This is a genomic window from Clostridium sp. USBA 49 (assembly GCF_900167505.1).
GTDB lineage: Bacteria > Bacillota > Clostridia > Clostridiales > Clostridiaceae > Clostridium_AT > Clostridium_AT prolinivorans.
The window spans coordinates 21956-33366 of sequence record NZ_FUYD01000015.1; the positions used below are offsets into that span (position 1 = coordinate 21956).

Sequence of the window (11411 nt, forward strand, 5' to 3'; positions counted from 1 at the left end):
ATATTAAATATTTTCTTTGCTGTTTTTAATAATCAAAACAGGCCATCCAGCCTTAGGTATTATTTTTATAACTTTTCCTTTTATCATATCACTTGATACTAACTTACTATCAGATAATTGATTGTTATCCCCTTTAGTTTCATACTTTATTTCATTTTCTTCTTCTACAATTTCAACAACTCTATGAAATACATAAATATTATCATTTTTATACTGTATAATATCTCCAGTACTAATATCATTATCTTTTATTTTTTTAACTAATACTATATCTCCAGGTTTTATTAATGGTTTCATACTTCCAGTAGCTATAGCTACTGGATAAACTGGGAAAATACCTATAAAAAACCATATTATAAATACCGAAGTAAATGTAACAAAAATAAATTTTAAAGTTTTTTCATTATGTACTTCTCTTTTTTTTATTTCTTTTGATTTTTTTAAATATATATTTTGAATAAAAAACATACTAAATATAGGCATATATATACCTATAAAAGATGAAGCTAAAAAATTTAAATTTGGAAGAATAGGCAATATGTATTTAATTCCTTCTATTATTCCTATATATAAAATAGAAAATGTTTCTCCACCTAAATATACAAGATAAACTGCCATTATATTTAAACAAAGCTTTGGAAGAAATGTATATCCCATAAATTGTATAATTTCTAAATCATTTTTAATATTTAGTATTTTATCTAAAGGTATATTGATTAAAGTAAATAATAATGATACAAATAACATTCTTAAAAATAAATTTCTATATTCACTATTAATTAAATAGCTTCTCACTTTCTCCTGTCCAATTAATATTGGAAAAAATGTCATATAATTTTGTAAAATTCTAACTAAACTTAAGTTATAAGGATTCTTAGCAAACCCACAAACAAATCCCATAAATATTTGAACTGTAACATAAAATAAAGCTAATAATATAATCCATTCTATTATAAATTTTTTATATCTTACTTTTACTTTATACATTACCTTTGGAAATCTATGTACTATAATTGCAGCTATAAACCATATTAAAGGTTTTATTATGTATATAAAATAAGCTTTTTTATTAAAATAAAACATAAAAGCATTATCTAATACATATATTAAAATCACCCAAATTAATATAAAATGTATTAAAATATTTTTATTCATAAAAACTCCATAAATAAAATTAAATACTTTATTAAACTAATTGAAATCTATTTTTACGTTTACAACAACATATTGTATCCACCCTTCGTCACCAACACTTGCATTTTTAGCATATGTCCATTGTCTATAAGGCATTTTAACTTTAAATTCATATTCATCTAAATCTCCAATTATATCCCAATTAGGTATAAATTTTAGAGTGGTTTTACTTATTTCACCTATTTCATATGTCTTATTTATTGGTCTTGATACTATTATACTAATTCCATTTTCATTGGGCTCTTTTGGTATTTCAACAGTTTTCCATCTAATTGGTATACTTCCTCCATTTATAACTTTAAAATCAAATTCTTTATAACTATCACCCTTATTCATTTTAAAATTTAAATTTGCTACATTGCTTCCTTTAGATGTGCTTACTTTATTATCTTTACTATAAGTAATATTAGGATTACTTATAGTTTCATCAAAATATACATTCATATATGCCGTTTTTACGGAGGCAAAAATTTTTAAATTTTCATTCCAATAAGCGTATCCAATGCCTATAAAACTTAACAACATTGTTATAAAAATTGAAAATGAAAAATATGTAATTTTATGTATTTTATTATCTCTCACCTTCCATCACTCCCATAGAGTAAACCTATAACATAATATATAATTTATTCTTATCTCAATTCTTGCCACCAAATAAATTTATAAACATATATTTTGCAATTTTTAAATAAAAAAAGAAATTTCTACATTTAAAATAGAAATTTCTTTTTTTATTTATTTAATAGTATTTAAATAATCTGATATTGTTTTTATTAATTTTTTAATTTCATTATAAAAATAATTTAAATATTATAAGAAATATAACTCCCGGAACACCTAATAATCCTGCTATTAAAGCTGTTACTAAGTTTATACCTATATAAAATTTAAAATAAGCTCCTATGAAATTTACAGCAAAAAGCATTATAACTCCTAAAATTGTATTGGCTAAAAGTTTAAAAAACAACTTTATTGGCCAAGAAAATATTTTAATTATAAGAAAAATTGCTATAACTGCAATTATAAAATACCCCATGTATTCCATTATATCACCCCTTAAGCTTATAATATATTATACAATATTTATATTCAAGGGGTTAAATTATAATACTATATTTAGGTATCATATTGCTTTAAATTCATCAATCATAAAACTTGCATCTACTTGAATTTCTTTATCTTTTGCCTGTTTTAAAAGATACGAAAGCCTTACCTTTGCTGCATTTTCTTTATATATTGTATAGTCTATAAGCTGAGGATCAAAAGCTATGTCAAAGTTCTGTCTTGCTATTTCCAGTTCATATTTAGCATCTTCTATAGATTTTATAAGTTCTTTTTCATCTTCAGTATAAGTATTTTTTTTAAATAAATATTCTATTATAGCCAGCCTATTCATAATATCCTCCATTTTTATCAACTTTATTATATTTAAATTGTTGACATAAAATAGAAATTGTATTCAAAATTTAAACTTTACAATATATTTATATTAAGTTAGTATTAATGTGTATATATCCATATCTTCAAAATTTAATGTAGCCATAGTTTAAAATAGCAATTTTCTTTGCAAAAATAAAATATATTTTATTTTTTTTTGAATATTTATATTAATTAGCATATTTAATACATCACTAAATTTATAGGTAAAAAGGTGATAATATGAAAATAATTACTGATTCAGCAATTGTAATTAAAACTTATAATAATAATATAATTTCTGTAAAAATGAATGGATTAGAAAGAATATTATTTAGCAAAGGTATTGGATTTGGTAAAAAAGCTGGAGATAAAATTGAAAAAGGTACTAAAGTAGAAAAAGTATTTGTTATTGAAGATGAAGATAATTTAAGAAACTTTGAAGAAGTAGTGGAAAATGTTGATGAAGAATTTATTTCTTTATGTGAAAAAATAATATCTTATATTGCAAGTGAATTAAATGAGGAATTAAATGAAAGAATTCATATTGCATTAGTAGATCATTTAAATTTTGCAATAATGAGACTTTCAAATAAAGATGAAATAGAAAATCCATTTCTTGTGGAAATAAAGGCACTTTATCCAAAAGAATATGAATTAGCAAAGAAAGCTATAAAAATTTTAGAAACAGAAAAAAATATAACTATACCAGAAAGTGAAATTGGATTTATAGCATTACATATTCATTCTGCTAGAAATTCTGGTAAGGTATCCAATACAATAAAGAACACCTATTTAATAAATTCAATAGTTAAACATATAGAAGAAAAACTAGGTATAGAAATAGATAAAAATTCTTTAGATTATGCTAGATTTTTAACTCATCTAAAATTTGCAATAAAAAGAGTACTTTTAGATATACCTATTAAAAATGATTTTATAAAAGAAATAAAATCTAAATATAAATTATCTTATAAAATATCTAAAGATGTTTCAAAAATATTATCTAAAGGTCTAGAAAAAAATATTAGTGAAGGTGAAATAGCTTATTTAGCAATGCATATAGAAAGACTTAGAGTAGCTGAAACTGAAAAGAAAAATAGTTAATTATTTTAATATAAAATTTTGAAAATGTATTGATTATTTATAAAATATATTATATATATGATTATATAAATATTTATAGGTTTTTACAGCGTGTAACCGATTAATTTCGGGCAAAAGCTGAAAAAGATAATTTAATTTGTCTTTTTCAGCTTTTTTGTTTTTATAAATTTCTTTTAAAACATTTATTTTTAGTATTTAAGGATGAAAAATCCTTAAAATAAAATTATAAATAAAGGAGGAGCTCTTTTATGATGAAATTTTTACAAAAATTAGGTAAATCATTAATGCTTCCAGTAGCAGCTTTACCTGTAGCAGGTATTTTAATGGGTATTGGTTACTGGATAGATCCTTCTGGTTGGGGATCAAACAGCGTAGTATCAGCTTTTTTATTAAAAGGCGGTGGTGCAATAATTGATAACATGGCACTTTTATTTGCAATAGGTGTAAGTGTTGGAATGTCTGATGATAATGATGGTACAGCAGGTCTTGCTGGTCTTGTTTCTTGGCTTGTTATTACAACTTTACTTTCTCCATCTGCAGTAGCAATGTTTAAAGGAGTTGATGTATCTGCAGTACCTACAGCTTTTAGTAAAATTCAAACTCAATTTATAGGTATTTTGGCAGGTTTAATTGGTGCTTATTGCTATAATAAATTTAAAAATACTAAACTTCCTGATGCTTTAGGTTTTTTTAGTGGTAAAAGAAGTGTTGCTATAGTAACATCTGGATTATCAATTATTGCAGCAATTATATTATTTTTTATTTGGCCTGTTGTTTATAGTGCATTAGTTGCTTTTGGTAAAGCAATTATATCTACAGGAGCTATTGGTGCTGGAATTTATGCATTTTTTAATAGACTTTTAATACCTACTGGTCTTCATCATGCACTTAACTCTGTATTTTGGTTTGATGTAGCCGGAATTAATGATATAGGGAAATTTTGGGGAACTAAATCAGGTGGAGTTTTCGGACAAACTGGTATGTATATGACTGGGTTTTTCCCTGTAATGATGTTTGGTCTTCCAGCAGCTGCATTAGCTATGTACCATACAGCCAAAGAAAAAAAGAAAAAAGTAGTATATGGTTTATTATTAGGATCTGCATTATCTTCTTTCTTTACTGGTATTACAGAACCATTAGAATTTTCTTTTATGTTCTTAGCTCCTGGACTTTATGTTGTTCATGCCGCTTTAACAGGAATTTCAGTAGCTGTATGTGCAATTCTTCCAGTTAGAGCTGGATTTAACTTCAGTGCAGGTTTTGTAGACTGGTTTTTAAGTTTTAAAGCTCCTATGGCTAAAAATCCTCTTTTGATTATACCAATTGGTTTAGTAGTGGGAATTATTTATTATATAGTATTTCGCTTAGTAATTACAATGTGGGATTTAAAAACACCTGGTAGAGAAAATGATGATATAAATGAAGAAATGAATATAAGCCTTGAAAATAACGATTATACTAAAGTTGCATCAACTATATTAAAAGGGGTTGGCGGAAAAGAAAATATAGTATCTATTGATAATTGCGTAACTAGACTTCGTTTACAAGTTAAAGATCCATCTAAAGTAAATGAAAAAATTATTAAATCTTCAGGCGCATCTGGTGTAATTAGACCAGGTAAAACAAGCGTACAAATTATTATAGGAACACAAGTACAATTTGTAGCTGACGAATTTAGAAAGTTATGCAAATAATTAAATATAAACTATAAATACTAAAACTTATATAATTTCAAAGATATAGCCATTCATAATTTTTTATGAATGGCTTTTTAATTTATTTATAGCTTATTGATTTTTTAGGGCATGCTATTGCACACTTTGCACATTGAATACAATCATAATGACTTAGTGCATCCCCTTTATATTTATAAGGTTCTATTCCCATAGGACATTTTTTTGAACAAATTTTACAATTAACACAAGTATTAGATACCTGTAATATATTATTTTTATCTCTTTTAATGTAAGAAATGAATGCAGCTATACTTCCCATAGGACAGAAATTGCACCAAGTTCTGTTATTGTAAAAAAGGGATAATACTATTCCAATTAAAGTTGTAATTACAATAATTCTATAAAAAACCATACCAATTCCTTCAATATTTCCCCAATTTTCTTTAATACCTATTCCAAACATTGTAAACATAAACAAAATTACAAATATTCTAAAATATACTGATTTCAAAAATTTAGGTACTTGATTTTTTTTACTAAATTTTGATACTACATTATCGTAAAAACTTCCTCTTGGACATAAATTTCCACACCAAAATCTTCCTTTGAATAATGATACTATTATAGGTGCAACCATACATATAATTGCTGCTACTGCTATTTTAAAATCAAATAGACTTGCAATAATAAATATTAATAAAATTACATATGAATACTTCTTCCATAATTCAATAAATTTTTTCATATTGATCCCTCCACTCAAATTATACCCATATAGGGTATCCATAAGATATTATATTAGTTTTTTTTAATATGTCAACCCACAAACTCACAATTAAATTTTCATAAATAAAAATTTGATTATTATATTGATTTCTACTGAACGCAAAAACATAGCAGCATTACCTAAGATACTTGATAAAAATCTATCTCAATAAGGAACTAATGCTCTTTTAATAAGAATAGATAATAAACCACAATTTTTAAGATATAAATTTATTGTATTAAGGAAAATTAAAGTCATAAAAAAACCATAATTCCAAGGCATTACTTATACCTTTTCTTTATGGTTTTCTGATAGTACTTTATTTGCATTTTAAAAATAATTTGAATAATGATAGGAGTTTATTTGATGTAGACAACAAAATTTTACACCTATATCTCTCTTCTTCCTTCAAGTGCCTTTGAAAGTGTAACTTCATCAGCATAATCTAAATCTCCGCCTACTGGAATTCCGTGAGCTATTCTTGTAACCTTTACGTCTAAAGGTTTTAGTATTTTTGATATATACATAGCTGTGGCTTCTCCTTCTATGTTTGGATTTGTAGCTACAATAACTTCTTTTACTTCTCCATTAATTCTTCTTATAAGTTCTCTAAGTTTTATCTGCTCTGGACCTCTCCCTGACATTGGAGAAATAGTTCCATGAAGAACATGATAAACACCATTATATTCTTTTACCTTTTCCATAGACATAATATCTTTAGGCTGTTCTACTACACATATGGTACTTTTATCTCTGCTTGGGTTACTGCATATATTGCATGGATCAGTATCTGTAAAATTTCCACATATAGAACAGTATTTTATAGTTCCACGAGCTTTTACTAATGCCTCTGCAAATTCTTTTACTTCTTCTCTTGGAAGATTTAAAATATAAAGAGTTAATCTTTGTGCTGTTTTATAGCCAATCCCAGGTAACTTTGCAAATTCTTCTATAAGTTTTTCTATAGCAATTGGATAAAAATCCATGTTATTCCTCCATTCTATAATGGGCCTATAAATTATAAAGAAAGAATGAAAAACTAAGAATTTATCTTAATTTTTCATTCTTGTTAATAATGTTTTTAATTCTAAAACATTCCTGGTATATTTAATCCACCTGTTAATTTACCCATTTGGTTTGCTGTATCTTCTTCAGCTTTTCTTAAAGCAGCATTGCAAGCAGTTAAGATAAGATCTTGAAGCATTTCAACATCATCTGGATCAACTACATCTTTATCTATTTTAATATCTAAAATTTGTCTTTTACCGCTGACAACTACTGTTACAGCACCGCCTCCTGCTTTTTCTTCATATTTTTTATTTTCAAGTTCCTTTTGCATCTCCTGCATTTGTTCTTGAAATTTTTGTGCTGTTTTCATAAGATTATTCATATTAGCTCCTCCACCGAAACCTGGGAAACCACCTTTAGCCATAAGTAAATACCTCCTCAAAAATATATTATTATTCTAATTTACTCTATATAGATAATAATGTACTACAAAATTATATACCTATTCATCAATAATTTCTACAACATCTTCTCCAAAAGTTTCTTTAATTATCTCTTCAGGAGATTTTATTAAATTTTGTTTTTTGTCTACAGTATATTTTATTCTAACTTTTTCTTTTAGTGCCTGTGAAAATACGTCTTCAACTATTTTTCTATTTTCTTCACCTTCAAGTCTTTGTTTACTAAAAGCATGAAGCTCATCAAATCTTACTTCAATGATTCCATTTTTAAAAGATACAGGCTCTCCTGTGTCTAAAAGTGCAGCATTTGCTCTTGAATTTCTAGCTTTTAGCATTTCAAGAATATCTCTCCAGTTTTTTCTAATTATATCTATGTTTAGCTTAGAATTAGTATTATATTCATCTAACTGTTTAATTTCTGTTTTTTCTATATTCTTAGTTTTTAATTCAGTTTTTGCAGATTGCTTTTTTAAAGAATTATTGAAAGCATTTATATTTTCTTTGTTTGTTATAGAAATTTGACCATTTTTTAAATTTTCTTCTAATCTATTAAGCCTTGATAGTATAACTTCGTTTGATGTATCGTATTCAATTTTGCAAAGTTTAATTACTGCAAGCTCTAAATAAATTCTGCTTTGTTTACTCCACTTAGACTGCTCTTGTGCTTCTTGAAGTATTCTTATATCTCTCATTATTTCTTCAATTCTTATTTTTTGAGCTTGAGATTTTAGATTTTCTATATTTTCATAAGACATATCAAGTACATCTTCTGGATTTTTGCTTATTTTAACCATCATAAGATTTCTAAGATGTATTATTAAATCTTTTATAAAATTATAAATATCCTTACCTGAAAACACAACTTCATCTACTATTTTCATAGATTTTTCTACATTTCTTTCTATGATAGCATCAATAAGTTTAAACAAATTTTCATTTGTAACTAACCCAAGCATATTTACAACTTCATCATATTCAACTTTTCCATTGCCCATAGATATTGCTTGATCTAATATACTTAAAGCATCTCTCATAGCACCATCAGACATTTTTGCAATTAAATTAAGGCTTCTATCATCAGCAAAAACTCCATTCTCTTTTACTATTTTTCTAAGTCTTTCAAACATATCTTCAGGCCTTATTCTAGTAAAATCAAATCTCTGGCATCTAGAAAGTATAGTTATAGGAAGCATTTGAGGATCTGTTGTTGCAAGAATAAATATTACATTACTTGGAGGTTCTTCTAATGTTTTTAAAAAAGCATTAACAGCTTCTTTTGTAAGCATATGGACTTCATCTATTATGTAAACTTTATATTTTGATTCTCTTGGAGGGTACTGAACCTCATCTATTATATCTCTTATTTTATCTATTCCTCTATAAGATGCTGCATCAAGCTCTACAAAATCAATAGAAAGTCCTGCATTTATCTTTTTACAAGATTCACATTCATTACATGGCTCTCCATCTTGTATATTAAGACAATTTACCGCTTTTGCAAGTATTTTAGCAGTTGAAGTCTTACCAGTTCCTCTGGTTCCACAAAGAAGATATGCATGAGCTATTCTATTGTTTTTTATTTGATTTTTAAGTGTTGTAGTTATATGCTTTTGTCCAACTACATCACTAAAAGTTTTAGGTCTCCATTCCCTGTATAAAGCGGTATATGCCATGATTTCACCTTCTTTTTATAAATTAGAATACAAAAATATTTTATTTAAATTAAGCATATATTTAATTATACATTAATATTTATAACCTTAACAATAAATATATCATATTCTATTTATTTTAAATATGTAGTATATAAAATTTGTAAATTTATATAAAAAAAAGATGCTTAATTAGCACCTCTTATTTCTATTATGTAAACCGTGCACCTCGCTTCGACTGATAACATATGAACGTTATCTATATAGTTAACTCAAACCAGGTTAATCCACGGCACACGAAAATTATCACTTACCGCTGCTTCCTTCCGGACCTGACGGGGTTCATGAGTTTCCGTTGCGTGGGACCCAATTCTCAACGCCACTTTTATAGACCAGACTTCACACGTTATAGCCTAGGCGAGGAATTCAACCCTGCTGTAGCGGATTGCAGGTTACAGGGCACCGCTAGTTCCCCATCTAGCACGGAAAGTTTAAATGGCGGAGAGAGAGGGATTCGAACCCTCGGTAGAGTTTCCCCTACACACGCTTTCCAGGCGTGCCCCTTAAGCCAACTCGGACATCTCTCCATATAACTCATGAAACAAATTATTAAATTTTTATAATTTATATGTTTATTAACGACAAGATTGATTATACTATGATTTTAATTTTAAATCAATAGTTATTACTATATTTATTTGTGGAAAGTTATGAAATTTATTCTTTTTTTATTTTTTATATTTTAATAATTATAATATTATAGTTTTTGTATATATGTTTAAATGCTTAAAAAAAGCTAAAAATTAAAGCAAATAAGATATAATTTGAAATAATCGCTGTTTTATGTATTTGATTAAATTACATATTCAATATATAATAATCTTCGTCGGGTGAGCCGACGTTAATATTTTAAGCTAAGGGCGCATAGCTCAGCTGGGAGAGCATCTGCCTTACAAGCAGAGGGTCACAGGTTCGAGCCCTGTTGTGCCCACCATAAAAATTAATATGCTGGCATGGCTCAACGGTAGAGCAGCTGACTTGTAATCAGCAGGTTGTAGGTTCGATTCCTATTGCCAGCTCCATATGTGGAGGAATTCCCGAGTGGCCAAAGGGGGCAGACTGTAAATCTGTTGTCTCTGACTTCGATGGTTCGAATCCATCTTCCTCCACCAATAAGGCATACAATATGTATGCCTTATTTTTATGTTTAATTATTTTATATTTAAATATTGTTAAAATTTTCAAGCATTTATAAAATAATAAAAGCCAGTTTTATTTACTGGCTTACAAATATTTATATAGATCCATAGATCCAACCCGCGTGGGGTGCGACTGGAAGCGTGTTGGCAGGAGTATTACCTATTTTTATTTCAATCCACGCACCCGCAAAAGACTGCTTCTGAAAAGGGAGCAGATCAAAATGACACGCCGAAAAAATCCAAAAAGAAAAGCAGCGAAATGTAGCTATAACGGCAATATCTTTTTATAGCTCCGCGCTGCTTTTTATTAGTTTTTAGGAGTTCCGGGCACCACAAAGCAGGGCACCACGGGCACCATTTTAACCAATTACAGCAAAATCGGGCACCACAGAAAGGACATAAGAAAACCCGCGTAAACCCTTGATTTACGCGGGATTGTTGTTGGCGGAAGCGGTGGGATTCGAACCCACGAGCCCCTAAGGACTACCGCATTTCGAGTGCGGCTCGTTATGACCACTTCGATACGCTTCCATTTAATAATTAATTATTAAATTTTCGGGTAAAGTAACCTGATTTTGAGTCAGGTACCATAAAACTCTCGGACATCTCTCCTGATTTAATTCTATATAATTATACTATGAAATATATAAATAAATCAATTATGATTGTAAAATATCTATAATAACTAAAATATAATTATTTCACTGCTTTAAGTTTAGCTATTTCATAACAATTAGTTTTAGTAACTTCCTTAACTTCTTTTAAATCTTCTAATTTAACTAACACACTTGTTTTAAATTCCGTTAAATCAACAGTTTGTTCAAATATGGAATCAATTTTCTTTTCAAGTCTTTCTTGGCCTTCTTTTAATTCTAGTACATCTTCTTTTAATCCTGTTACTTCATTCTTTAAGCCTGACACATCTTCTTTTA

At 27.5% G+C, this 11411-nt stretch carries 11 protein-coding genes, 5 tRNA genes and 1 other RNA gene; 5 read left to right on the forward strand and 12 right to left on the reverse strand.

Features of this window, described 5'->3' with window-relative positions; all coding sequences use genetic code 11:
* Positions 1-3 precede the first annotated feature (3 nt).
* The 4 genes from B5D11_RS11135 to B5D11_RS11150 form a co-directional block, all read right to left on the reverse strand.
* Positions 4-1155, reverse strand: a complete 1152-nt coding sequence (locus tag B5D11_RS11135; RefSeq protein WP_078683115.1) for a signal peptidase I — start codon at positions 1153-1155, stop codon at positions 4-6.
* Between the two features lie 36 nt (positions 1156-1191).
* Positions 1192-1776 carry a hypothetical protein gene (locus tag B5D11_RS11140; RefSeq protein ID WP_078683116.1) on the reverse strand — a complete coding sequence of 195 codons (585 nt, stop codon included), beginning with the start codon at positions 1774-1776 and terminating at the stop codon, positions 1192-1194.
* Positions 1777-1984: 208 nt separating this feature from the next.
* Complete coding sequence (locus B5D11_RS11145) at positions 1985-2239, reverse strand: pro-sigmaK processing inhibitor BofA family protein (RefSeq protein ID WP_078683117.1); 255 nt, start codon at positions 2237-2239, stop codon at positions 1985-1987.
* A gap of 78 nt (positions 2240-2317) precedes the next feature.
* The gene (locus B5D11_RS11150) at positions 2318-2590 is read right to left on the reverse strand and encodes a YaaL family protein (protein ID WP_143327704.1); all 273 of its coding nucleotides are present in this window, start codon (positions 2588-2590) and stop codon (positions 2318-2320) included.
* A 263-nt stretch (positions 2591-2853) separates the two neighbouring features.
* Between B5D11_RS11150 and B5D11_RS11155 the strand changes: the two genes are divergently transcribed.
* Together B5D11_RS11155 and nagE are read left to right on the forward strand one after the other, a co-directional pair.
* Entirely contained in the window at positions 2854-3717 is an 864-nt protein-coding gene (locus B5D11_RS11155; protein ID WP_078683119.1) for a glucose PTS transporter transcription antiterminator GlcT, read from the forward strand.
* Positions 3718-3965: 248 nt separating this feature from the next.
* Positions 3966-5411, forward strand: coding sequence for an N-acetylglucosamine-specific PTS transporter subunit IIBC (nagE, locus tag B5D11_RS11160; RefSeq protein WP_078683120.1), 1446 nt, complete (start codon positions 3966-3968; stop codon positions 5409-5411).
* A gap of 82 nt (positions 5412-5493) precedes the next feature.
* On the opposite strand, the gene B5D11_RS11165 is transcribed toward nagE, so the two are convergent.
* From B5D11_RS11165 to B5D11_RS11190, 6 genes are all read right to left on the reverse strand, one after another.
* Positions 5494-6138, reverse strand: a complete 645-nt coding sequence (locus tag B5D11_RS11165) for a 4Fe-4S binding protein (RefSeq protein ID WP_078683121.1) — start codon at positions 6136-6138, stop codon at positions 5494-5496.
* 410 nt (positions 6139-6548) lie between these two features.
* Positions 6549-7145 (reverse strand): recombination mediator RecR, encoded by a 597-nt coding sequence (recR, locus tag B5D11_RS11170; RefSeq protein WP_078683122.1) that lies wholly within the window; start codon positions 7143-7145, stop codon positions 6549-6551.
* Between the two features lie 101 nt (positions 7146-7246).
* Positions 7247-7591, reverse strand: coding sequence for a YbaB/EbfC family nucleoid-associated protein (locus B5D11_RS11175; RefSeq protein WP_078683123.1), 345 nt, complete (start codon positions 7589-7591; stop codon positions 7247-7249).
* Positions 7592-7669: 78 nt separating this feature from the next.
* Complete coding sequence (dnaX, locus tag B5D11_RS11180) at positions 7670-9301, reverse strand: DNA polymerase III subunit gamma/tau (RefSeq protein ID WP_078683124.1); 1632 nt, start codon at positions 9299-9301, stop codon at positions 7670-7672.
* 199 nt (positions 9302-9500) lie between these two features.
* Positions 9501-9766, reverse strand: an RNA gene (ffs, locus tag B5D11_RS11185) — signal recognition particle sRNA large type.
* A 10-nt stretch (positions 9767-9776) separates the two neighbouring features.
* A tRNA-Ser gene (locus tag B5D11_RS11190) sits at positions 9777-9867 on the reverse strand.
* Positions 9868-10198: 331 nt separating this feature from the next.
* Between B5D11_RS11190 and B5D11_RS11195 the strand changes: the two genes are divergently transcribed.
* The 3 genes from B5D11_RS11195 to B5D11_RS11205 all read left to right on the forward strand — a co-directional run bounded on the left by B5D11_RS11195 (position 10199) and on the right by B5D11_RS11205 (position 10452).
* Positions 10199-10274, forward strand: a tRNA-Val gene (locus tag B5D11_RS11195).
* Between the two features lie 13 nt (positions 10275-10287).
* A tRNA-Thr gene (locus tag B5D11_RS11200) sits at positions 10288-10362 on the forward strand.
* 5 nt (positions 10363-10367) lie between these two features.
* Positions 10368-10452: transfer RNA gene (locus tag B5D11_RS11205), tRNA-Tyr, on the forward strand.
* Positions 10453-10921: 469 nt separating this feature from the next.
* Here B5D11_RS11205 and B5D11_RS11210 read toward each other — a convergent pair.
* Positions 10922-11010 (reverse strand) — tRNA-Ser (locus B5D11_RS11210).
* 165 nt (positions 11011-11175) lie between these two features.
* A partial coding sequence (locus B5D11_RS11215; protein WP_078683125.1) for a hypothetical protein occupies positions 11176-11411 on the reverse strand: 236 nt, incomplete at its 5' end.

Excerpts from the sequence above, each read along its gene's own strand:
- B5D11_RS11135 (WP_078683115.1), bottom strand. The coding sequence starts at position 1,155 with ATGAATAAAAATATTTTAATACATTTTATATTAATTTGGGTGATTTTA.
- B5D11_RS11145 (WP_078683117.1), bottom strand. The coding sequence starts at position 2,239 with ATGGAATACATGGGGTATTTTATAATTGCAGTTATAGCAATTTTTCTT.
- B5D11_RS11150 (WP_143327704.1), bottom strand. The coding sequence starts at position 2,590 with ATGAATAGGCTGGCTATAATAGAATATTTATTTAAAAAAAATACTTAT.
- B5D11_RS11155 (WP_078683119.1), top strand. The coding sequence starts at position 2,854 with ATGAAAATAATTACTGATTCAGCAATTGTAATTAAAACTTATAATAAT.
- nagE (WP_078683120.1), top strand. The coding sequence starts at position 3,966 with ATGATGAAATTTTTACAAAAATTAGGTAAATCATTAATGCTTCCAGTA.
- B5D11_RS11165 (WP_078683121.1), bottom strand. The coding sequence starts at position 6,138 with ATGAAAAAATTTATTGAATTATGGAAGAAGTATTCATATGTAATTTTA.
- recR (WP_078683122.1), bottom strand. The coding sequence starts at position 7,145 with ATGGATTTTTATCCAATTGCTATAGAAAAACTTATAGAAGAATTTGCA.
- B5D11_RS11175 (WP_078683123.1), bottom strand. The coding sequence starts at position 7,591 with ATGGCTAAAGGTGGTTTCCCAGGTTTCGGTGGAGGAGCTAATATGAAT.
- dnaX (WP_078683124.1), bottom strand. The coding sequence starts at position 9,301 with ATGGCATATACCGCTTTATACAGGGAATGGAGACCTAAAACTTTTAGT.